This is a genomic window from Cryobacterium sp. TMS1-13-1 (assembly GCF_004403125.1).
Lineage (GTDB): Bacteria > Actinomycetota > Actinomycetes > Actinomycetales > Microbacteriaceae > Cryobacterium > Cryobacterium levicorallinum.
Window position 1 is genome coordinate 225,584 of sequence record NZ_SOGX01000019.1, and the last position, 22,808, is coordinate 248,391.

The 22,808-nt window shown below is 64.9% G+C and carries 19 protein-coding genes; 8 read left to right on the forward strand and 11 right to left on the reverse strand.

The genetic code is table 11. From position 1 onward, the window contains the following. Nucleotides 1–11: 11 nt before the first annotated feature. From E3T31_RS17050 to E3T31_RS17070, 5 genes are all read left to right on the forward strand, one after another. Complete coding sequence (locus E3T31_RS17050; RefSeq protein WP_134470526.1) at nt 12–620, forward strand: biotin transporter BioY; 609 nt, start codon at nt 12–14, stop codon at nt 618–620. After that, nucleotides 617–1,297, forward strand: a complete 681-nt coding sequence (locus tag E3T31_RS17055; RefSeq protein WP_134470528.1) for an energy-coupling factor ABC transporter ATP-binding protein — start codon at nt 617–619, stop codon at nt 1,295–1,297. Before E3T31_RS17050 ends, E3T31_RS17055 begins: the two co-directional genes overlap by 4 nt. After that, nucleotides 1,294–1,887, forward strand: a complete 594-nt coding sequence (locus tag E3T31_RS17060; RefSeq protein ID WP_134470530.1) for an energy-coupling factor transporter transmembrane protein EcfT — start codon at nt 1,294–1,296, stop codon at nt 1,885–1,887. The genes E3T31_RS17055 and E3T31_RS17060 overlap by 4 nt, the downstream gene beginning before the upstream one ends. A 120-nt stretch (nt 1,888–2,007) precedes the next feature. Continuing rightward, entirely contained in the window at nt 2,008–3,000 is a 993-nt protein-coding gene (locus E3T31_RS17065) for an FKBP-type peptidyl-prolyl cis-trans isomerase (protein WP_134470532.1), read from the forward strand. Nucleotides 3,001–3,302: 302 nt separating this feature from the next. Continuing rightward, a complete protein-coding gene (locus E3T31_RS17070; protein WP_166788548.1) occupies nt 3,303–3,629 on the forward strand; it encodes a DUF1801 domain-containing protein in 327 nt (108 codons plus the stop codon). A gap of 22 nt (nt 3,630–3,651) precedes the next feature. Here E3T31_RS17070 and E3T31_RS17075 read toward each other — a convergent pair whose 3' ends face one another. From E3T31_RS17075 to E3T31_RS17095, 5 genes are read right to left on the reverse strand one after another with little or no spacing between them, the layout of a single operon-like run. After that, nucleotides 3,652–5,877, reverse strand: a complete 2,226-nt coding sequence (locus E3T31_RS17075) for an alpha-galactosidase (RefSeq protein ID WP_134470536.1) — start codon at nt 5,875–5,877, stop codon at nt 3,652–3,654. 13 nt (nt 5,878–5,890) lie between these two features. Beyond that, on the reverse strand, nt 5,891–7,222 hold the full coding sequence (locus tag E3T31_RS17080; protein WP_134470538.1) for an extracellular solute-binding protein: 1,332 nt from the start codon (nt 7,220–7,222) through the stop codon (nt 5,891–5,893). Nucleotides 7,223–7,276: 54 nt separating this feature from the next. After that, a complete protein-coding gene (locus E3T31_RS17085; protein ID WP_134470540.1) occupies nt 7,277–8,185 on the reverse strand; it encodes a carbohydrate ABC transporter permease in 909 nt (302 codons plus the stop codon). Next, nucleotides 8,182–9,135, reverse strand: coding sequence for a carbohydrate ABC transporter permease (locus E3T31_RS17090; protein WP_134470542.1), 954 nt, complete (start codon nt 9,133–9,135; stop codon nt 8,182–8,184). Before E3T31_RS17090 ends, E3T31_RS17085 begins: the two co-directional genes overlap by 4 nt. Then, nucleotides 9,132–11,168, reverse strand: coding sequence for a beta-galactosidase (locus E3T31_RS17095; RefSeq protein WP_134470544.1), 2,037 nt, complete (start codon nt 11,166–11,168; stop codon nt 9,132–9,134). The genes E3T31_RS17090 and E3T31_RS17095 overlap by 4 nt, the downstream gene beginning before the upstream one ends. A gap of 179 nt (nt 11,169–11,347) precedes the next feature. Between E3T31_RS17095 and E3T31_RS17100 the strand changes: the two genes are divergently transcribed. Further along, entirely contained in the window at nt 11,348–12,370 is a 1,023-nt protein-coding gene (locus E3T31_RS17100) for a LacI family DNA-binding transcriptional regulator (protein WP_134470546.1), read from the forward strand. Between the two features lie 209 nt (nt 12,371–12,579). Here the strand turns inward: E3T31_RS17100 and E3T31_RS17105 are convergent, their stop codons facing one another. From E3T31_RS17105 to E3T31_RS17120, 4 genes are all read right to left on the reverse strand, one after another. Continuing rightward, nucleotides 12,580–13,476: a glycine betaine ABC transporter substrate-binding protein gene (locus E3T31_RS17105; RefSeq protein ID WP_134470548.1), complete on the reverse strand. Its 897-nt coding sequence runs from the start codon at nt 13,474–13,476 to the stop codon at nt 12,580–12,582. A gap of 134 nt (nt 13,477–13,610) precedes the next feature. Continuing rightward, nucleotides 13,611–14,534, reverse strand: coding sequence for a proline/glycine betaine ABC transporter permease (locus E3T31_RS17110; protein WP_134470550.1), 924 nt, complete (start codon nt 14,532–14,534; stop codon nt 13,611–13,613). Then, nucleotides 14,531–15,826, reverse strand: coding sequence for a glycine betaine/L-proline ABC transporter ATP-binding protein (locus E3T31_RS17115; protein ID WP_134470552.1), 1,296 nt, complete (start codon nt 15,824–15,826; stop codon nt 14,531–14,533). Before E3T31_RS17115 ends, E3T31_RS17110 begins: the two co-directional genes overlap by 4 nt. Before the next feature lie 355 nt (nt 15,827–16,181). After that, on the reverse strand, nt 16,182–17,579 hold the full coding sequence (locus tag E3T31_RS17120; RefSeq protein ID WP_134470554.1) for a cation:dicarboxylate symporter family transporter: 1,398 nt from the start codon (nt 17,577–17,579) through the stop codon (nt 16,182–16,184). Nucleotides 17,580–17,715: 136 nt separating this feature from the next. On the opposite strand from E3T31_RS17120, the gene E3T31_RS17125 reads away from it, so the two are divergent. Both E3T31_RS17125 and E3T31_RS17130 read left to right on the forward strand, forming a co-directional pair. Next, nucleotides 17,716–19,419 carry a sensor histidine kinase gene (locus tag E3T31_RS17125; protein ID WP_134470556.1) on the forward strand — a complete coding sequence of 568 codons (1,704 nt, stop codon included), beginning with the start codon at nt 17,716–17,718 and terminating at the stop codon, nt 19,417–19,419. Then, nucleotides 19,412–20,122: a response regulator gene (locus E3T31_RS17130; protein WP_134470557.1), complete on the forward strand. Its 711-nt coding sequence runs from the start codon at nt 19,412–19,414 to the stop codon at nt 20,120–20,122. The genes E3T31_RS17125 and E3T31_RS17130 overlap by 8 nt, the downstream gene beginning before the upstream one ends. On the opposite strand, the gene E3T31_RS17135 is transcribed toward E3T31_RS17130, so the two are convergent. Both E3T31_RS17135 and E3T31_RS17140 read right to left on the reverse strand, forming a co-directional pair. Next, entirely contained in the window at nt 20,119–20,931 is an 813-nt protein-coding gene (locus tag E3T31_RS17135; protein ID WP_134470559.1) for an enoyl-CoA hydratase, read from the reverse strand. The genes E3T31_RS17130 and E3T31_RS17135 overlap by 4 nt on opposite strands. Beyond that, the gene (locus E3T31_RS17140; RefSeq protein WP_241978071.1) at nt 20,928–22,157 is read right to left on the reverse strand and encodes an enoyl-CoA hydratase/isomerase family protein; all 1,230 of its coding nucleotides are present in this window, start codon (nt 22,155–22,157) and stop codon (nt 20,928–20,930) included. The genes E3T31_RS17135 and E3T31_RS17140 overlap by 4 nt, the downstream gene beginning before the upstream one ends. Nucleotides 22,158–22,808: the final 651 nt, after the last annotated feature.

Here is a 22,808-nt window from a genome sequence, read left to right on the forward strand (position 1 = left end):
AAATTGAAAACATGACCGACACCATCCGCTCGAGCGCTCCGGCTCGCCGCATTCTGCCCGCCCGTGATCTTGCCCAGATCGCTATTTTCGCTGCCCTCATCGCCGCGCTCGGCCTGCCAGGACCGCTCAATATCGGCCCGGTGCCGATCACGATGCAGACCCTCGGCGTGATGCTCGCCGGCGCCATTCTCGGCCCGCGCAAGGGAACCCTCGCCGTGCTGTTGTTCCTCGTGCTGACCGCGGTCGGGCTGCCCCTGCTCGCCGGCGCCCGCGGTGGAATCGGCGTCTTCACCGTCAGCCCGGCTGCCGGCTACCTGTACGGCTGGCTGCTCGGTGCTTTCGTCACCGGCTACCTCACCGCCCGGCTGCTGCCGAAGTACCCGTTCTGGCCGGCCCTCGGTGCTACCATTCTTGGCGGCATCGTCGCCGTCTATCTCCTGGGCATTCCGGTCATGGCCATCAATCTCGGGCTGCCGCTCTGGACTGCGATCGGCCTGAACGTCGCCTTCCTGCCCGGCGACCTGATCAAGGTCATCGTGACCGTGTTGGTCGCCCGCCAGGTACACAAGGCCTACCCCGGCCTGATCGCGCTGCCGAAGGGGCGCCAGGGCCGCGCGTGAGCAGCATCCGCTTCGAGCAGGTTTCGCATGCGTTCGGCGCCCGCTCGGTGCTGCGTGATGTGAACCTGCACCTGACCGAGCAGCGCATCGGTATCGTCGGCGCGAACGGCTCGGGCAAGTCCACCCTGGTGCGCCTGATCAACGGGCTCGTCACCCCGCAGAGCGGCACCGTGACAGTCGACGGGCAGTCTGTGGGCCGGCACGCCCGCGACGTGCGGCGCAAGATCGGGTTCATCTTCACCAACCCCGACAACCAGATCGTGATGCCCACGGTGCGGGAAGACGTCGCCTTCACGCTGCGGCGCCGCGGCCTCGATAAGGGGCAGATCGACGAGCGCACGACGGCCGCGCTCGCTCAGTTCGGGCTGAGCGAGCACGCCGATCATCCGGCGCATCGCCTGTCCGGCGGGCAGAAACAGCTGCTGGCTCTCGCCGCCGTGCTGGTCGCCGAGCCGGCGACGATTGTCGCCGATGAACCGACCACTCTGCTCGACGCCCGCAATGTGCGGCGCATCAGCGAACTGTTGCAGACGCTCGCCCAGCAGGTCATCGTGGTCACCCATCACCTGCACCTGGTCGAAGATTTCGACCGGGTCATCGTGATCGAGGAGGGCGAAGTCGTGGCCGACGGCACGCCGGAACGCTCGCTCGCGGCCTATCGCGCCCTGCTCGCATGATCGGGCTGTACAGCCCCGGCAGCTCGTTCATTCACCGCGCGCCGACGCTGCTCAAGCTATTTCTGCTCTCGCTCTGTGTCGTCGTGATCGGAACCTCGCCCGACCTCCGCATTGTCGGCGGCGCCGCGGCCGGGGTCATACTGCTGTTTGTCATCGCCCGCGTTCCGGTGCGAGCCGCCGTGGGTCAGATCATTCCGATTCTGTTTATTCTGCTGATCGCCGTGCCCATTCAGGGCTTGCTCTCCGGCTGGCTAGTGGCTGCCCTCATGGCTGGCCGGTTGCTCGTTGCCGTCGCCCTCGCCGCCCTGTTCACCATGACCACAACGGTCACGGCGGTGCTCGAAGCGTTCCAAACGCTGCTGCGCCCTTTTCGACGGTTCGTCGACCCCGACAGGGTAGGACTGCTCGTGGCCCTCACCATTCGCTGTATTCCGCTGGTCAGTGACATCGTGCGGGAGGTACTCGAGGCGCGCACCGCGCGCGGTACGCAGTGGTCGCTCATGTCGATCGCTGTGCCGGTGGTGGTGCGCTCACTTTATGCAGCGGATGCCCTCGGCGAGGCGCTGATCGCTCGCGGTCTCGACGACTGAATCGCGCCACCGCGCGCCATTCAGCCCGCTCATAGGCGAGGCGTGGCAGAGTAGGCACTTGGCCGTTCGCGCCAACCGAACAATTGCCTGCCAACTTGCTACGTTCTCGAAAGAGGCCCCGTGTCGAAAATCCCCGCCCTGCTCACCATTGTGGGCCTGACGCTCGCGCTCACCGCCTGCGGCAGCAGCGACACGACCAAAGCAACGGATGCCGCTGCCGCTAGCTCCCCCTCGGCTGACTGCACCGAGTCGGGCAAGCTCTCCGATAGCGTGAAGGTCACCGGTGACTTCGGCGCTCCGCTCGACATCTCGATCGATGCACCACTGGAGCCGACGGCTTCGCAGCGCACGGTCGCCATCAAGGGCACCGGAACCGACACCGCCAAGACGGACTCGATCGTCGAGGTGGCGATCACCCTGTACAACGCCAAGACCGAAGAGGTCATTCAGCCGACGACCTACAACACCGACGGTGCCAGCCTCGTGATTCCGATCAATGACACGAGCTTTCTGCCGGGCCTGGTGCGTTCGGCCAATTGCGCTGTCGAGGGTGAACGCATTGTCACCGTGAGCCCGGCAGCGGATGCCTTCGCCGACCAGGGCACGACCGGCGTCGCCGCCGGCGAGCCGGTCATCTTCGTGATGGACGTCATCAGCGTGATTGAGGATGTCCCGACCCAGGCCTCCGGCGAGGACCAGCCCGTCGAAGACGGCTTCCCCACCGTGGCCCTCGCCGATGACGGCGCACCGACCATCACCATCCCCGCCACCGACGCTCCCACCGACCTGAAGATCACGAACCTGAAGACCGGTGACGGAGAAGTCGTGACCGATGGCGCGAGCGTGGCCGTCGCCTACACCGGTGCCCTCTGGGCCACCGGAGAAACCTTCGATTCCTCCTGGGGCCGGGCCGACTACAGCCTGTTCCCGACCAACGGCGTGATCGCCGGCTTCACCGAAGCTCTGGTCGGTCAGACCGTCGGTTCCCAGGTCCTGGCCGTGATTCCGCCGGAATTCGGCTACGGCGAGGAGGGTACCCAGGGCATCTCCGGTACCGACACCCTGGTGTTCGTCATTGACATCCTCGCCGTTGCCGGTGGTCCGGCGGCCTAAAACCGCACGTTTTTATCGGGCGCCGCCCGTTGACCACCCGGTCGGCGGGCGGCGCTTTTTTCCTGTGCCTGGAAGCGCTGTTCCTGAGTGTCTGCCCAGCCTCGAACGCGAATTCCGTGAGAGTGTGGAAGCAGTAACGAACCTGTCCGGCACCTCGCCGGGCCTGAACTCCAGCATCGAAAGAGGCTATTCACCTGACATCCACGCTCACTTCCGCCCCCACCGAATTCCACGTCGATGCCCCGGCTATCGCCACTGTCGCAGCCGCTGCCGCTGCCAAGCCGACGACCATCGCCGAGTACGTGGCCGTGCCGGCCGAGCCGCTCGCGACCGTCGTCGGCCTGCTCCGGGACAAGTTCGACCTGGCCCTGCCGGAGACCTCGACGGAACTGTGGCACGGACATCCGGTCTGGCTCGACGATGATCTACCGGTCGCCGGATTCAAGGCGTACCCCACCTTCGTCACCGTGTTGTTCTGGCGCGGACAGGCCATCACCGATGACTCGGGCAAGCTCAATGCGAGCGGGTCGGCCGAAATGAGCGAGTACAAGCTGAAGAGTGTTGACGACTTCGACAGCGACCTGTTCGACGTCTGGCTGCAGCAGGTGCGCGAGCTCGAAGCCGCGTAGCACCAGGCACAGGCAGAATCGCTCAGTCGACCGCGTCGACCGCGAAAAGTGCGGCCTGCTCCGGGGCAAGCAGCGGCGCGGTCAGCCCGACGAGGGCGAGCACCGCTCCGGTCAGCGTCACCGTACCTACGACACTGCCACTGGCAGCTTCGTCGACGGTCGGTGAAGCGTCGCTTGAGCCTCCACTCGCGGCATTCCATGCCGGCGGTGCATCCTGAATTGCGCGCGGGGCGCCTCCGAGCAGCAGAGGCGAAACTCGGTAGCGCCGCGCAGGCGCGAGCCCGGGAAACCGCATCCGTTCGGGCAGCGCCGAACGCGGGGCGGTGAGGGCCACCTGGGCGAAGAGGGCCGTGTTCTGGTCGGGCGAGACGACGCCGTGCAATTCGAGGGCTGGGTCGCTGGGGTCGGCCCGCACAACGACGCCGGAGTGCAGTAGGAGGCGCAGGCGCTTATAGTGCGTGATCCACTCGGCGATCTGCCCGAGCTCCTCGGCGCTGGCGCTGGTGAGGTCCCATTCGATGCCGGCGCTGCCGAACAGGGCAGTCGCCAGTCGGAAGCTGAGCTCGGAGGTGCGTCCAGTGGTGTGCGCCGTGGCCGCACCGAGATGCCCGCCGAGGTATTCCGGCGGCACGAGCACGCCCGTGTAGCGCTGGATCTGCTGTCGCTCGAGCGGGTCGTTGGTATCGCTGGTCCAGACCCGGTCGACGCGCTCGAGGATGCCCAGGTCGATCCGGGCTCCCCCTGACGCACAGGACTCGATCTCGACGCCCGGGTGCGCCGCGCGTACCGCATCGATGAGCCGGTACAGCGCCGCCGTCTGCCGGTGCGCGGAACCGGCCAGCAGATCGCGGTTGTGGTCCCACTTCAGGTAGGCGATCGGGTACTCCGTGAGCAGGGCGGTGAGCCGTGCAAAGGCCCACGAAAAGGCATCCGGATGGCCGAGGTCGAGCACGCGCTGGAATCGCCAGGTCAGCGCCGGTGTTTCACCGGCGGCGGGTTCCGAGACACCGCCGAGCACCCACTCCGGGTGCGCACGGGCCACCTCCGAATCGAGACTCACCATCTCCGGTTCGACCCAGAGGCCAAAATCCAGGCCGGCCGCGTGCACATGTTCGATCAGAGGATGCAGGCCATGGGGCCAGGTCACGGGGTCGACGAACCAGTCGCCGAGGGCACGGCGATCATCCCGACGATTGGTGAACCAGCCGTCGTCGAGGACGAATCGTTCCACGCCGGCCTGCGCCCCGGCATCCGCAAGTCGAGCCAGAGTAGGCAGGTCGTGCTTGAAGTAGACGGCCTCCCACGTGTTCAGCACGAGCGGGCGCGGCGTCCTAATAGTTGACCACGATCGGATCCACGGATGCAGCCGCGCCGACAGCCCGTCGAGCCCAGCCTCCGAGTATGCGGCAACGGTCCATGGGGTGCTGTAACTCTCACCGGCGGCCACACCCAGCTCGCCGGGAGCCAGCAGTTCACCGCTTCCGAGCACCGAAAAGCCCAAGGGGCTGTTCTCAGCCCAGGCGCGCTTGTCACCGCTCCAGGCGAGGTGAGTGCACCACACTTCACCGGAACGAAAACCGAATCCGGGTGTTCCGGCCACCATGAGAAAGGAGTCGTCATGCCCGGGGCGGCCGTGTCGGGACTCCCGGCTCCACACGCCGTGGCCGATGATGCTGCGTTGCGGCCGGCGCTCGTGAGTCCACAGCCCGGTGAAGTCAAGCAGTTCGCCTGCCCGACCGGGAACTGGCAGGATGACGTCGAGCGAACCGAGTTCGAATGCTGCGTCGCCGGCGGCGGTACTCGTATTAGTCACGGTGTGGCGTAGCCGAAGCACCCCCTGAACCGACAGTTCGATGTCGGTACACACGGATATCTGGGCGGCGGCATCGGCCAGCAAGAGTGTCAGGGTCTGGGTACCGGGCAATGCGGCGCGCCCCGCGGGGCGCTCACCGGCCCGAACGCCGACCAGGCTAAGGTCGATGGCCGGGCTGCCCAGGCCCGGCCGGAAACCGCTGATTCCCGGGCGTCCGCTCCACCCCTGCGCGAGGGTGGGCAGCAGGGTGAGCCGCAGAGGCACGTCGATCGAGCTTGGCGCGATCGCCGGCACGGATGCGTCGGCCAACGTCGTCAGCATGGCGGCGCTCAAATCGCCCAGGTCGGCACCCCAGTGCACGATGACGGGCACTCCCGTGCCGCGGGCGTCCAGCACCAGGCTGGTGCCCGCAGCACGGAGGTAGTAAATAGGCACAGTAGAACTGATGCTACTTGTTGACCGGAATCGACTGAGCCTCAAGAGCGTTGATTGTGCTCTGCTGAGCGCTCGTGAGAGCCTCCGTCAGGGTGCCATTGCCCGTGACAGCGCCCTTGAAGCCGTCCGAGGTGTCGTTGTACACCTGCGTCATGGTTGGGCCCCAGACGAAGTCGGGCGATACCTGAGCTGAAGCCTCGGCGAACACGTCATAGATGGGCTGGCCACCGTAGAACTCAACGCCTTCCTTGAGGGCCGGCAGCTCCAGGCCGCTCTTGGCGGCCGGGTACAGGTTGGCCGACTCGTTCAACATCGTGAGCGCCTCGTCAGAGGTGTTCAGCCACAGCGCGAACTGGGCGGCCTCGTACGGGTGCTTCGAGCCCTTGAAGACCGCGGTCGACGAGCCACCCCAGTTTCCGGCGGCGTTGTCGCCGGAAGCCCACTGCGGGGAGAGGGCGACGGACCAGTTGCCGGCGGTGTCCGGAGCGCCGCTGGCAATGGAGTTCGCACCCCAGGCTGCGGAGTTCCAGGTCCAGTTGGAGCCGGTGTTGTAGGCGTTGTTCCACTCGTCGGTCCACGGCGGGTTGGTCGAAACGAGGTCGCGGTCGATCAGGTCCTGCCAGTAGTCGGCAACCTTGACGGACTCCGGGCTGGTCAGGTCGATGGTCCAGTTATCACCATCGTTCTCGAACCAGCTTCCGCCGGCCTGCCAGACGAATCCGGCGAACTGGTTGATGTCGCTCTGCGAGAAGTTGGTGATGTATCCGCCGGTGGCGCGCACGGCCTCTGCGGCAACGGCGAACTCTTCCCAGGTGGTGGGGATCGCAATGTTGTTGGCCGCGAAGAGATCTGCGCGGTAGAACATGGCCATGGGCCCGGCGTCCTGCGGCACCGCGTAAACGGCGTCTGCTTCACCGAAGTTGACCTGACCCCAGGTCCAATCCACGAAGTTGTCCTGAGCATCGAGCACACCCTCGCAGGAAGCGAGGTTGGTCAGTCCGTCCTGCACGCGAAAGTTGGGGAGGGCATCGTATTCGATCTGGCCGAGGTCGGGCGCGTTGCCGGCCTTGAGCTGGTTAAAGAAGTTCTGGTACGTGCCGCCGTTGCCGTTCGGGCCGGTCTGCACCTTCACCTGAACGTCGGGGTTGTCCTCGTTCCAGATCTTGACGACATCCTCGATCCCAGGGATCCAGGTCGTAAAGGTCAGATCAACCTTGCCGTCCGAGGGTGCGCAGGCTGCGGCGTCGCCGCCGTCCTGCGCGGTCGAGCCGGACGCGCAGCCGGCCAGCACGACCGTGGCGGCGGTGAGCAAAGCGACGGTGGCTGCTCTCTTCTTGATCTGCATTATTCTTCTTTTCTCTTGGGGGTTGGGGTGGTGCAGCTAGGGGGGGGAAGCTGGCTACTTCACCGAACCGGCGCTGAGGCCGTTTCGCCAGAAGCGCTGGAGCAGCAGGAAGATGATGATCAGCGGGATGATCGACAGCAGAGCGCCGATCAGAACGTAATCGCGCAGCACGGGGATCTGGTTGACCTGCGAGTTCCAGGCGTAGAGGCCGAGCGTGACCGGGAACAGGGTCTCGTCGCGCAGCATGATCAGCGGCAGGAAGAAATTGTTCCAGATGGCGACGAACTGGAAGAGGAAGACGGTGACCAGGGCCGGCACCATCATCCGCACCGAGACCGTGAAGAAGGTGCGCAGTTCGCCGGCGCCGTCGAGGCGGGCGGCCTCGATCAGTTCGTCGGGAACGCTGGCCGACGCGTAGATGCGGGAGAGGTAGACTCCGAACGGGCTGACCAGGCTGGGCAGGAACACCGACCAGAACGTGTTGGTCAGGCTGATCTGGCTGAAGATCAGGAACAGCGGCAGCGCCAGCGCCGTGGCGGGCACGAGCACCCCGCCGAGCACGACGTTGAAGATCAGTTCGCGTCCCGGGAAGTTGTACTTGGCCAGTGCGTACCCGCACATTCCGGCGATGAGCGTGCCCACGAGGGCGCCGCCACCGGCGTACAGCGCGCTGTTGAGCATCCACTTGAGGTAGACGCCGTCGCGGTAGGCCACCAGGTTTGCCATGTTCTCGAACAGGGAGAAGTCAGCGAACCAGAGCGGGTTCGTGCTGTTGAACTCGGAGCGGTTCTTCGAGGCCGCGACAAGCAGCCACCAGATCGGCACCAGGAAATAGAGCGTGAAGACGCCCATGACGATCATTGCGCTGACCCGGGCGAACGGGCTCTCTCGCTGCGCGCGCGGCGTCTTGCCCTCGAAGGAACGAATTCCGCGTGCCGGCTTGGTAGGGGTCAGGGTGCTCATTTTCTTTCCTTCCGCTGCGTGAACTTCAGGAACGTGAAGGAGAGGATGAACGTGGCCAGGGCCAGCACCACGGAGAACGCGGCGGCCAGGTTGAAGTTCGGGATCGATGAGGTGGAGTACACCGTCAGGTTCGGAGTGAACGTGCTGGTCACAGCCGAGCTGAAGCTGCGGAACACCTGCGGTTCGGCGAGCAGCTGCAGGGTGCCGATGATCGAGAAGATCGCGGTCAGGACGATCGCTGGCATGATCAGCGGGATCTTGACCGACCAGGCGATGCGCAGCTGCCCGGCCCCGTCGAGGCGGGCGGCCTCGTAGAGCTCGGCCGGGATCGCCAGTAGCGCCGAGTAGATAATGAGCATGTTGTATCCCACGAAGACCCAGGTGACGACGTTGGCGATGGCCCAGAGAACGAGGTCCGCCGAGAGGAAATTGATGTTCTCGGTGACGGCATTGAACGGTGACAGGTTGGGCGAGTAGAGGTAGCCCCACATGATCGCGGCGATGACGCCGGGCACCGCGTAGGGAACAAAGAACGCCAGCCGAAAGAACTTCTTTCCGCGCACGAGCGGCGAGTCCAGCAGCAGGGCGAATAGCAGTGCGAGGCCGAGCATGATCGGCACCTGCACGGCGCCGAAGGCGAGCACCCGGCCGATCGACTCCCAGAAGGGCCCGTTCTGGAAGACCAGGATGTACTGGGTGAGTCCGCCGAAGACCTGAGTCGCTCGACCGAAAGTGCCCTCGCGCTCGATCACGAGCAGCGATTGGTAGGTCGCATAGCCGATCGGCAGGAGGTAGAACAGGGCGAACAGTGCACCGAACGGGATCACGAACGCGAGGATCGCTCCCTTGTGCTGCACGCGGGGCTTTGCTCCTGGCGGCTTGGCGGCGCGGGGCCCCTTCCGGGCGGCGGCGCCCGGGGCATCCGTTATAGGAACGGCAGGTGCGCTCATGATGCGGGGTCCTCTCTAATCACGCGGACGGCGCCGGCCGGCACGCGCACGGTTCGACCGATGGGCTCTCCGACGACAAGTTCATGGCCGGAGGCCGGAAGCTCAACGTCGTCGTGACCGTGGTTGATGATGAACAGGTAGCTGCCGGTGGAGTTCACTCGGCGAACGACCTCGATGGTTCCCGCGCTCTCCGGGCCAACCGCGGTAACGCGTGCTTCCTCAGCAATCGTGCGCATGAGGTTCCTCAACGCTCCGGGTTCCAGCGCGGTCGCGACGTACCAGGCGGTCCCTCTTCCGTGACCGTTGCGAGTGATGGCGGGGATTCCGGGTAGTGGCCCGTCAAGGTAGTTCGCCACCACCTCGGCGGTGTCCACCCGCAGGCGTTCGCTCCACAGGCTCGCGGCGGCGCCAGAGTCGAGGGTGAGAACGTGTCCGGGCAGCAGCGGGGAGAATTCTTCCACAGTGATTCCGAGGAGCTCGCGGAACGCACCAGGGTAGCCACCGGAGCGCACCCGGTCGTCTTCGTCGACGATGCCGCTGAAAAAAGTGATCAGGGCGTGGCCGCCGGCCGCAACATAGGAACCCAGGTTCCGGGCCTGCTCGTCAGAGATCAGGTAGAGGCACGGGGCGACAACGAGGCGGTAGGCCGAGAAATCAGCGTCGGGCGAGACGATGTCGACCGTGACGCCGAGCTGGTGCAGAGCCGTGTAGGCGGCGTGCACCTGGTCGAGATAGCGCACCGCATGGGAGGGGCGAGATTCTCCGTCGCCGGCCCACCAGGCCTCCCAACTGAAGATGATCGCGGCATCCGCGACGACCCGGCTGCCGGCGACCTCGACGAGGCGTTCAAGGGTCGCGCCCAGGGCCACGACCTCGCGCCAGAGCACGGTGTCGGTGCCAGCGTGGGGTACCAGGGCGGAGTGGAACTTCTCTGACCCTTGTAGGGAGGCGCGCCACTGGAAGAAGCAGATGCCATCGGCACCGCGGGCGACGTGGGCGAGGGAATTGCGAGTCATCTCGCCGGGCACCTTGGCCAGGTTGTGCGGCTGCCAGTTGACGGCGCCGGTGGCCTGTTCCATGAGCAGCCAGGGCTCCCCCTGGGCGAGCCCACGAGTGAGGTCAGCGGCGAAAGCGAGTTCGATGGCTGGGTCGGCGAGGCGATGGTCGAGGTAGTGGTCGTTGGCGATGATGTCCATATCGCCGGCCCAAGACCAGTAGTCGAGGTTACGGATGTGCGCGGTGACCATGAAATTGGTGGTCACGGCCACGTTCGAGTGGCGGCGCAGCACCGCGGCCTCAAGGCGGTAGTAGTCGAGCAGTTCGGCCGAGCTGAATCGGTGGAAGTCGAGCACCTGGCCGGGGTTCCGGCTGGACAGCGTGAGCCGCGGGGTAAGGATCTCGGCCCACTGGCCATAGCGCTGGCTCCAGAACGAAGTACCCCAGGCGGCGTTGAGAGCGTCAATCGTGCCGTAGCGCGCCTGCAGCCAGAGGCGAAACGCAGCCGCGGTGTCATCGCAGTAGCAAAGCGCGTTGTGGCAGCCCAGTTCATTGGACACGTGCCAGAGGGCGACGGCCGGGTGGTGGCCGTACCGCTCGGCGACCTTCTCCACCAGGGCGAGCGCGTGCTCACGGAACACGGCCGAACTCGGACACCAGGCCTGGCGGCCGCCCGGGAAGCGGGTGGTGCCTTCGGCGGTGACCGGGAGCATCTCGGGGTGGAGCGTGGTCAGCCACGGCGGCGGCGACGAGGTGCCGGTGCCGAGGTTGACCCGGATGCCATTGGCGTGCAAGAGCTCGATAATCGTGTCGAGGGTGGCAAAGTCGTATTCGCCCGCCCTCGGTTCGAGGTGGGACCAGCCAAAGATATTGATGGCGACGAGGTCAACGCCGGCCTCGCGCATCAGGCGCACGTCGTCGGTCCACGTCTCGGGCCCCCACTGCTCGGGATTGTAGTCACAGCCGTAGGCGATGCCCTCGTGCACGAACGGAGTGGCCGTGGCCGTCTCGTTCTTAGTGGCTGCTCGCGAGTTCATGCGCTCCCTGACTGTGGCGTGCAAGCCGTATTGGCGACACACTGTTGACGGCTCTGTGAACGTACACAGAATGAAGAAAAAAAACTCCCCATTGGGTTTTCTGTGAACGTACACAGACTAAGTATCTGCCGGCGGTCCTGTCAAGCGCGGCGGTTGTTCGTGAGCGTTACAGTTATCAAATGGTGATAATTCCGTCTCGACGCAAACGCGCGACGATTCACGACGTCGCTGTGGAGGCTGGCGTGTCCCGCGGCACGGTCAGTCGGGTCGTGAACGACGAACCCTACGTCTCGGCGTCAGCCCGCATCGCCATCGAAGCCGCCATCGAGAAGGTCGGTTATGTACCGAACAACGCAGCGCGCAGCCTGGTCATGCAGCGCTCAGAAGCGGTCGGCTTCATTGTGCACGAGCCACACTCGCTATTTCTGGATGACCCGAACATCGGCGGCATCCTGCTCGGGGCCAACACCGTGCTTTCCCATTCGGACTACCAGATGGTCAGTCTTGTCATCGACTCCCAGCGCGACACCGACCGCGTCGCCCGCTACCTCAGCGGCGGTTTCGTCGACGGGGTAATCATCGTCTCCGCCCGCCGCGAAGACCCAATCACCCGAGTCATCGAGAAGCTGCGTCTTCCGGCGGCTTTCGTTGGACATCCGCCAGAGCAGAGCCCGCTGCCATTCGTAGGAATCGACAACCGGGCATCAGCGCGCGCGATCACCGAACGCCTCATGCAGACCGGACGCAAGCGCATCGGCATGGTTGCCGCCGCACTCGATCGCGATTCCGGCGCCGACCGACTCGCCGGCTTCACGGATGCCCTGGGCGACCGCTTCGACCCTGCTCTCGTCGCCCGAGTACCGCTCTACACCTTCACCGACGGGATTGAAGGCATGTGCACGCTGCTTGAACGCGACCCGCTGATTGACGGCGTGTTCGCGGCTTCTGACGCCGTAGCAGCGGGAGCCATCGAAGCGCTCCGCCATGCCGGGCGCAGCGTGCCCGGTGACGTCGGCATCGTCGGATTTGACGACAGTTCCTGGGCGCTGCGCACCCAGCCACACCTGTCGACCGTGCACCAGCCGGCCTTCGGTCTGGGCGAGCGAGCAGCAGAGTGCGTGCTCGGCCAGCTGCGCGGCGAGGAGCAACCCGCCGACGGCATCCTTCTTCAGACACCTATCGTCTGGCGCGACTCCGCTTAAGCGACAAACGTTGGGGATTCCACACCCGGCGTGGCTTACACCACCTCCGCTGTACCTAGATTCGCGCCGGTAACTCCATGAACACCTGATGGCTGGCCACGGCGACGTTATATCAAAATCATGTATCTATCGACAAGTTCTACTCCGCGACAATAAACAGAACGGCCCACGTCCGAGGACGCGGGCCGTTCTTCGTGCAGAATCCGTGACTAGCTGGTGAGGCCGTCCACGTACTCCTGGTTGTCTTCGATCCACTGGGCGACGATCGGAGCGTAGTCCGAGCCGTCGTAGTCGACGAACATGGCCTCTTCGAGGGTGTACAGAGTCTCGAGGTCCATCTCGAAGCCTTCAATCCAGCCGCTGGCTTTGGGGAACTTCTCCGAGAAGTCGGCGCTGCCGAAGGCGTGCAGGCTCTCGACGGACTTGAGGGTACCCTCGGGGTCTTCGAGGTTCTTGATCGGGAACGAACCGTAAGCCCAGTGCGGCTCCCAGAGGGTCACGACGACGTTCTCGCCGGCATCCGTGGCTGCCTTGAGTTCGGTCAGCATGGCCGCCGTCGACGACGTGGTGAATTCCATGCCCTCGAGGCCGTAAGACGGAATGACGCGGTCTTCGGTCGCAGCGGTCAGGCCGGCGCCGGCTTCGATGCCCACAATCTGATTGCCGAACAGGTCAGCGTTCTCCGCCAGTTCGGCGAGCGAGTCGATCGGGGCGTCCGCGTTCACCGCGATGGTGAGCTTGGACTCGTTGTTCCAGGCGCCCAGGTCGGTGATCTCGTCGCCGTAGGTCTCGAGGTACTCGCCGTGGGTGTCGGGCAGCCAGATGTCCATGGTGAGGTCGTAGTCGCCAGTGGAGAGGCCCTCGTAGACGGGGGCGACGTCGGCGTACTCGAGTTCGACGTTGTAACCCTTCTCGTCGAGAATGGCTTTCCACAGCTCGGAGACCGCAACGCCTTCATCCCAGCCGTTGAACACGGCGAGGGTGACGTTCTTCTGGTCGTCGTTGCCGTTTCCGACCGTGTCGACCTCGGTTTCGGCGGCACAGCCCGCTAGGGCGAGGAGCGAAACCGCTCCAAGGGCGATAAGGGGTGTTGAACGAATTTTCATGCGTCTTCCTTTCGTGCCACCCGCTGCGGGCGACTGGGGATTGACTCGTGGTGCGTGCGCCAGCTCCCGTGGAGCCTGCGCACATGGAACGGATGCGGGGCATCCGTTGGGAGGAGGGACTCGGAATGACCAGGTCAGACGAGAGCCGATGCTGGCACGTTTGCCGGCTGTGCTGCAGAGTTCGCAGCCACGCGACTGGCCTTACGGGCAGCGAGAATACGTCCGAGCGGAGTGCTTCCATTGCCGAGCGCGGCGGTGACACGGTCGAGGAAGATCGCCAAGATGACCACGGCGAGACCGGCCTCGAAACCGAGGGCGACGTCAAGACGCGACAGCGCCGCCACAATCTCACCGCCGAGAGCACCGGCGCCGACCATGCCGGCGATGACGACCATCGAGAGCGACAGCATGATGACCTGGTTGATGCCGGCCATGATCGTCGGCGTTGCCAGCGGCAGCTGAATCTGCCTGAGGATACGCCACGGGCTCGCGCCGAAGGCCTGGCCGGCCTCGACGACCTCCTTGTCGACCCCGCGGATGCCGAGTTCGGTGAGCCGCACACCGGGTGCCATGGCAAAGATGATGGTTGCCACGATACCGGGAACCTCGCCGACCCGAAACAGAATGAGGGCCGGAACCAGGTAGACGAAGGCCGGCATAGTCTGCAGAAAGTCCAGCATCGGCCGGATGGCACTCGAGGCGACCGAAGATTTGGCCGCGAGAATACCGAGCGGAACACTCAGCCCGATGGCGATGATGCTCGCCACGAGAACGAGGGCGAGGGTCAACATCGCGTTTTCCCACTGATTGACGCCGAGAATGAGGCCGAGGCCGATCACGGTTCCCACGGCGAACTTCCAGCCGCGGACGGCGAAGCCGATGGCCGCCGCGATCGCGATGATGACGTAAAACGGCGGCGCGACGAGCACGAAGGCTATGCCTCCGAAGGCACCGTCAACAATCAGGCGAATGAAAGCAAAAACAAACCCGAAGGTAACCGTGATCCATTCGATAAAGGATTCGATCAAGGTGCCGAGGGGAATACGGAAGTCGTTCACGCTTCGGCTCCGTCCAGCGCGGTGTCGCGCAAAATATCGGTAATAACGTTGACCGGAATGGTCGCCGGCGGGTGGATCACCGGCAGTTCACCAGTGCTCGTGGTGACGTTGCCAATTGCAGCAAGCAGGGTGACACGCGGAATGACTCCGAGCAAGCGATTCTTCGAGTCGACGACTGCGATGGGCAGGTCGCTGCCGACGGAAGGCTCGACGAGATCGACAAGGGCAGTATCGGGCGCAACTGTGGTGGCATCGTCTCGAATGATTGTTCGGAGGTCGGCGTCCCCGGCCTTGACCATTTTGAGCACGTCGCGGTCGCGCACGATTCCGGCGAAACTGCGGTCGCGGTTGAGCACGAAAACAACGGATGTCTGGAGGTCTCGCATCGTGCGGAGCGCGGCTCGCGGGCCAGCCGTTTTGGTGACGACAGCCCGAACCGGTTCCATAACGGTAGTCGCGGTCAGCACGCGCGCCCGGTCGACGTCCTGCACGAACTGGGCGACGTAGTCGTTGGCCGGGTCGGTCAGGATCTCTTCCGGGGTGCCGATCTGCACGATGCGGCCGTCACGCATGACGGCGATGCGGTCGCCCAGGAACATGGCCTCGTTGAGGTCGTGGGTGATGAAGATGATGGTCTTGCCGAGCGCGGCCTGCAGCTCGATGAGCTGCTCCTGCATCTCACGGCGAATGAGCGGGTCGAGGGCCGAGAAGGCTTCGTCCATGAGCAGCACGTCGGTGTCGGCGGCGAGGGCTCGGCCGAGGCCCACTCGCTGCTGCATTCCGCCCGACAACTCGGACGGCAAGTTGTCGGCCCAGCCAGCGAGACCGACCAGGTCGATGATCGTCTGGGCCTTGGCGAGGCGCTCCGCTCGCCCCATGCCCTGAATCTCCAGGCCGTAGGCCACGTTGTCGATCACGGTGCGGTGTGGCAGCAGGGCGAAGTGCTGGAAGACCATGGAAATGCTCTTGCGGCGCACGTCGCGCAATTCCTTGGCCGACACGTCGGTGATGTCGGTGCCGCCAACGGTGACGGTGCCGGAGGTGGTCTCCCACAGGCCGTTGAGCATGCGAATGAGAGTCGACTTGCCCGAGCCGGACAGGCCCATGACGACGAAGATCTCGCCCCTCTTGACCTCGAAAGAAGCGTCGATGACGGCGGCCACTCCGAGGGAGGAGATTTCTGCGCGGCTCTTGCCGGCCTTGAGCTTCTTGACGATTTCATGCGGACGACGTCCGAATGCTTTGTAGAGGTGATCTGCCTTGACGGCTATGGTTTCTGAACTCTCGGTCACGCGTTCTCCGGTGCACGCCGAACGTAGCCGATTTCACGGCTGACACTGGGGCGTACTCTCTTGTCGGACGGGTTGGCGCCAAGCGGCCCGAACACGATAATCAATGTGAAATCAATCCGCGCGGGCTGGAGCAATCATGGGATCGCATCCTTCAGTGCCACACCATACGAAGGCGGCCGTTCCATCTCAAATGGTGGCTACGTCTGCGCGTCCTGGTGAAGGGTTGTAAGACCGTCGACAATCCTAACACACCCCGATTTCGGTCGACCGAAAGGGCAGGCAAAAAAGGGGTGCCGCCCGGGAGGATTCCTCCGGACGACACCCTGAGCGCGAGTCTAATACTCAGTTTTTCGACTCAAACGCCTTCCAATACCCGGGATTGTGCGGCCTTCTCTTCGGTACGCTGAGTGTCGGCGACGCTGACGTGACCGTGGGTGAGCATGGTACGTTCGTCAAACGGTTCAAGCTTGTCGAGCACGCGATCGACCTGCACCCGGTCCATTTCTTTGGTCCAGGAACCAATCATGACGGTCGCGACCGCGTTGCCGGTGAAGTTGGTCAGCGCGCGGGCCTCGGACATGAAGCGGTCGATGCCGACGATAAAGCCAACGCCGCCGACCAGTTGCGGGGCGTGCGCCTGCAGTCCGGCGGCCAGGGTGGCCAGGCCAGCGCCGGATACTCCGGCGGCTCCCTTGCTCGCGATGATCATGAACACGAGCAGGCCGATTTGCTCGCCGAGGGCGAGCGGCTGGCCGAGCGCATTGGCGATGAACAGCGACGCCATGGTGAGGTAGATGGCGGTGCCGTCGAGGTTGAACGAGTAGCCGGTGGGCACGGTGACGCCGACAACGGGCTTGGAGACGCCGAGGTGTTCCATCTTGGCGATCAGGCGCGGCAGGGCTGCTTCCGACGACGAAGTTGAGACGATGAGCAGGTATTCCCGGCCGAGGTAGCGCATGAGCTTGAAAATGTTCACGCCGGTGACCAGCTTGAGGAGGCCGCCAAGGATGACCACGATGAAGAGGATGCAGGTGATGTAGAAGGCGGCCATGAGCGTGAACAAACTGATTACGGCCTGGATGCCGGTGGCACCGACGACCGCCGCGATCGCACCGAATGCACCGATCGGGGCGAGCCACATGACCATGATCAGAATGCGAAAGACCAGGGCCTGCACGTGGGCTAGCCCATCGAGAATCGGCTTGCCGGCCGGGCCCATGCGCTGCAGCGCGAAGCCGGCGATGAGAGCCACGAGCAGCGTCTGCAGAATGTTCCCGCTGGTCAGCGACGAGAACAGGGTGGTGGGAACGATCCCGAGCAGGAACGATTTGGTGTCGGCCGATTCCGTGGCCGCGAAGGTGGCATCCGACAAGTTGATGCCCTCGCCCGGGTGAATCATGTTGCCCACGACCAGGCCGATGCCGAGCGCGAAGGTCGACATGATCAGGAAGTAGCCGAGAGCCAGGCCGCCGATCTTGCCGACGGTGGCGGCCTTGGCGATCGAGCCGATGCCGAGAATGATGGTGCAGAAGATGATCGGCGCGATCATCATCTTGATCAGGGCGATGAACAGGTCACCGAGCGGCTTGAGCGAGACCGCGAAACCCTCGGGTCCGCCCCAAACCAAGCCGACGACGATGCCGAGCACGACCGCGACGATGACGGCCATGTAGAGGTAGTGCGACGAGTCGATTCTCTTCTTGGGCTTGCCGGATTTGTTGAGTTTGGTACGGGTTGATGGCGTCGATGCCATGTCAGACTCCTATGTCTAGGCTTAACCGGGTCCACCAGGGGCTCCGGTCGGTGCAATTCGTTCCACATTGGTAGACGCACCCCGCTCGCGCACGGTTGCGGTCATATTGTTCACGAGCTCACGAAAGAGGCAGGTAGTGCGTAAGGAATGGAGCATCTCTCGGCGTCTCTTTTTCGCGCACGCATTGTTCATCGTCATGCTCACGCTCTTCGTCGGAACGGCCTTCTTCGTCGACGCGCGCGATCGCGGCTACGTCGAGACCGGCAACCGGATGCTCGCGGTCGCCACCGCCATCGCCGACAGTCCGCTCGTGCTCGCGGCGAGTGAGTCGGCCGACCCGAGCGCGTCGCTGCAGCCTTACGCGCTCGAGTTGAGCGCCGATGCGGGGCTCGATTTCATCACGATCATGGCCCCGGACCGTACCCGGTGGACCCACCCAACAGACACCGAGATCGGCAGGGACTACATCGGCGCCATCGCTCCGGCACTCTCCGGAACCGCCTTCACCGAAATCAGCACCGGAACCCTCGGGCCATCCGTTCGTGCCGTGGTGCCGGTAACGGATGCCGACGGCACCGTGCGCGCGCTCGTCGCGGTGGGCACCACGACGAGCAACATCACGATCGCCCTGAACGCCCGGTTACCCTCGGTGCTCGGTCTGGCTCTCGGGCTCCTCACGTCGGGGTCAGTGGTGACCTGGCTGCTGGGGCGCTACTTACGCCGGGTGACCCTGGGCTGGGGACCGGAGCACCTGGCGCAACTGTTCGTCTACTACGACTCGGTGCTGCACTCCGTGCGGGAGGGTCTGGTGCTGGTCGATCTGCACGGTGACCTCGTGCTCTACAACGATCAAGCGGCCACCCTGCTGGGGATTCCGCCGCGCCCGGCTGCGGGAAGTTTCGAGCGACCGCAGGCTTTGACCGCCCTGAGCCTGCCGCCGAGTCTCGGAGACCTGCTGCGGAGCGGCCGCAACGCGCACGACGAAATTCATGTGACCGGCACGCGAGTACTCGTAGTGAACCAGGAGCCGGCGACCGCCTCGGGGAACGCGGGTGCCCGGGCGGAACCGATGGGGTTCGTGGCGACGATTCGCGACCACACCGATCTGCAGAACCTGGGCAGTGAGCTGCAGTCAATGCGGACCCTGTCCGATGCACTGCGAGCGCAGACCCACGAGCATTCCAACCGGCTGCACACGATCGTGTCCCTGATGGAACTCGGCCGCACCGAGCAGGCGCTCGAATTCGCCACAAAAGACCTCGAATTGAGCCAGCGACTCGCCGACGAGATGGTCGGCTCGGTCGACGAACCGGTGATCAGCGCCCTGATCATGGGCAAATCGGCGCAGGCCAACGAACTGGGTATCACCCTGACCGTCACGGCGTCCGGCACGCTCGCGCAGTCCGGGCTGTCGATCCAGGACCTCGTGACGGTGCTCGGCAATCTGGTCGACAACGCGCTCGATGCGGCGGCGGGCGGCGAGGACCCACGCCGCGTATCGGTCACGGTGTCGTCGACCGAGCAGGCCGTCGTGATCGAGGTGGCCGACAGCGGTGCCGGTGTGGCGCTCGATGTCATCGATGAGGTGCTGCGGCTGGGATTCAGCACCAAGGGCACCGGCACGGTCGGCGGCCGCGGCCGCGGCCTCGGTTTGGCTTTGGTGCGCCAGGCGGTCCTGCGCCTCGGTGGCACACTCACCATCGGGCGTCGCGAGGGTGCAGTGTTCACGGTGACGATTCCGGCGATTGCTCTGCCCGCAGCGCCTCTGCCCGCAGCAGCAGACACCACGGCCGCACCGACACCGCCCGAAACGCTGGCCGCGGCGGTCGATCATGACTGACTCTGCACCGATTCGCGTGCTCGTCGTCGAGGACGAAGCACTCGCCGCCGAGGCGCACGCCGTCTACATCGGTCGCCTGGCCGGGTTCGAGCTCGTCGCCACGGTCGGCACCGGGCAGGAGGCCTTTCGCCGGGTAGCGGCCGCCGCCTCGGCCGGCACCCCGATCGACCTCGTGCTGATGGACATGAACCTGCCGGACAGCCACGGGCTCGACGTGAGCCGGCGCATCCGTTCAGCCGGTCTGGCCACGGATATCATCGCCATCACCGCGGTGCGCGACCTCGACAATGTACGCGGGGCGATCGCGGCCGGCGTTGTGCAGTACCTGATCAAGCCGTTCACCTACTCGACCTTCGCTGCGAAATTGTCCAGTTACCGGGACTTTCGTGCGGAACTGAACGCGCAGGCATCCGTTGTGACGCAGTCGGCGGTTGATCACGCGTTCGCGAGCCTGCGCGCGCCGACCGATATTCCGCTGCCGAAGGGCCTGGCCGATTCGACGCTGAATCCGCTGGTCACCTATCTGCAGGCCCGGACCGCGCCGGTCTCGGCGAGTGAGCTGATGGAGCCACTGGGGCTCTCCCGGGTAACCGCGCGCCGCTACCTGGAATATCTCGCCAACACCGGCCTCGTGCTGCGCGCACCGCGCTACGGCACGCCCGGGCGGCCCGAGAATGAGTACAGCTGGAAGCGCGGTCGTTAGCGGTTCGTGAAATTCGGTGACCGCTTTTCGATGAAGGCGGCCATGCCCTCGCTCTGATCATCGGTGGCGAACACCGAATGGAACAGGCGACGTTCCAAGTGGATGCCGCCGCTCAGCATCGATTCGTAAGCCGCGTTGACGACCTCCTTGGCGAGCATCGCGATCGGTGCCGATTTGGCCGCGATCTCCGTGGCGCTCGCGAGGGCATCGGCCAGCAGGTCGGCGGCGGGCACGATGCGGGCGACGAGACCGGCCCGCTCAGCTTCGACGGCGTCGATGGTACGGCCGGTGAGGATCATCTCCATCGCCTTGGCCTTGCCGACGGCGCGGGTCAGGCGCTGGGATCCGCCCATGCCGGGTATGACGCCGAGCTTGATCTCAGGCTGGCCGAACGTCGCGGTGTCGGAGGCGATAATGAAATCGCAGATCAGCGCGAGTTCGCAGCCGCCGCCGAGGGCGTGGCCGGAAACAGCGGCGATGACCGGGGTGCGCACGGCGGCGAGCTTGTCCCAGCCGGCGAACCAGTCCTGGAGGTACATATCCATGTAGCTCATCGACGCCATCTCCTTAATGTCGGCCCCGGCCGCGAAGGCCCGCTCCGAACCGGTGATGATGATCGCACCGATTTCGGGGTCGGTGTCGAGCCGGGTGGCGGCACCGACGACGTCCTGCATGGTGGCGAAGTTGAGGGCGTTCAGCGCCTTCGGGCGGTTGAGCGTGATCACGCCGACCCGGCCGTGGCGCTCGAGCAGGATGTTCTCGTAGGTGTCGGCGTCGGTCGGAGTTTCGGTCTGGGTTGTGTCGCTCATGCGGTGGCCTTTCTTTCGGTGTTCTGGCGGAGTTCGCCGGTCGTGTGAATTTCGCCGGTCATGCCGGGCTCGACGCTCGTGCCTGGCTGCACGCTCGTTTCGGGCTCGGCGGGAACGTGCACGCGTGGCAGGCGCAGCTCGCGCTCCCCCAACGGCGCGAAGTGCGCCTGCACATCGGTGCCGGACACGGCGTCCAGGCTGCTCGGCTGCCAGTTAGGGTTGCGGTCCTTGTCGATGACCTGGGCGCGAATGCCCTCGACCACATCGTGGCCGGCCACCATGCGCAGTGACACCCGGTACTCCTGCTCGAGTACGTCTTCGAGGTCGGCCAGGTCACGGGCGCGGCGGAGGGATTCGAGGGTGACCGTGAGCGCAGTGGGCGACTTGGCCAGAATGGCCGTGGCGGCGTCGCGGGCCGCAGCAACGGGAGAGTTCTGCAGCCGATCGATGATCCCGGGCAGGCTGTTGCCGGCGTAGCACTCATCGATCCAGGTGCGCTCGGCCAGCAGCGGGGCCGCGGGCACCGTCGACTCGGCGTACTCGGCGATGGCCGCGGCAACGGGCATCCGTTTGAGGGCATCGACCAGGGAGTCGAGCCGTGCCGAGTCGACGAAGCTGTCGGCGAGGTCGAGGGCGATCGCATCGGAACCGGTCATGGTCGCGGCGGTGAGGGCGAGATGGGTGCCGAGCTCGCCGGGGGTGCGCGAGTAGAGGTAGGTGCCGCCGACGTCGGGCACGAAACCGATGGTGGTTTCGGGCATGCCGAGCCGGGTGCGTTCGGTCACGACGCGGTGTGAGGCGTGGCCGGAGAGGCCGACTCCCCCGCCGAGCACGATGCGGTCCATCAGGGCGACGAAGGGTTTAGGGTACCGCTTGATCTGCGCGTTGAGAGTGTACTCGTCGGCCCAGAAGTACGCGTTCTCGTCGGGGTCGGTGCGTGCGTCACGGTAGATCGAGACGATGTCGCCGCCGGCGCACAGGGCGCGGTCGCCGCTGCCGGTGAGCAGCACAGTCTGCACGGTGTCATCGTCTGCCCAGTCGGTGAGTGCCGCGGTGATCGACCGGATCATGCCGTGGGTCAGCGCGTTGAGCGCCTTGGGCCGGTTCAGGATGATGCGGGCCAGCGGTCCGTCGCGCTGCAGCAGCACCTCCGCGCTGGACTCGGTGCTTCGCTCTGTATTTGACAGGGAGCCGAACTCAGCTCTGGATAACTCGGTGTGGGACAAACCTGACCTTTCCGCGACGGTGCGGCCGGACTCCTGCACGAACCCGGACTCTTGGCCACAGTCTAACGAGGTGCGTCGATCCGACCTCAGCCTGAAGGCCAGGGGATCATTGTTCGGGACATTGGTCTGGCGCTCCACATTTCACATCAAAGGGCCCCGCAGCTCGTTATTCAGTAAGCCCCGCCAGAGCTGGCCGGTGAGGCTCAGTCGCTCGCGGCACGTGTTAGAGAAGTTGGCACGTGAGCAAACCGGTGCCACCTTCTCAAACACCTGTCCCGAACGCAAACCCGACGCGATCGGGCGGCCGAAAACCCAGAAACGGACACAAAAAATCCCCGCCGCACTGAGAAACAGTGACGACGAGGATTGGTGGTGTGAGCTGCCGACACCGGTCAACACGTTCCACCGCTGAAACTTGCTGAACGGCGAAGCCATGCCCTCCTCTCAGCCCTGATGACAATCCGCCTGCACAGCACCGGCTTCACCACATTGCGTGCACAGTCAGCACGGGCCCTCGGAACCATTCGCCCACCGGAATTTGTCAAGGTGAATGAGGCCAGTGGGAGTTTAGGCGGCTAGTTCGAGCCCGTCGTTCTCGGTGAGTTCGTCGGCCGGTTTGTTGATCCATGCCGTCGCGGGAATGGTCAGGAT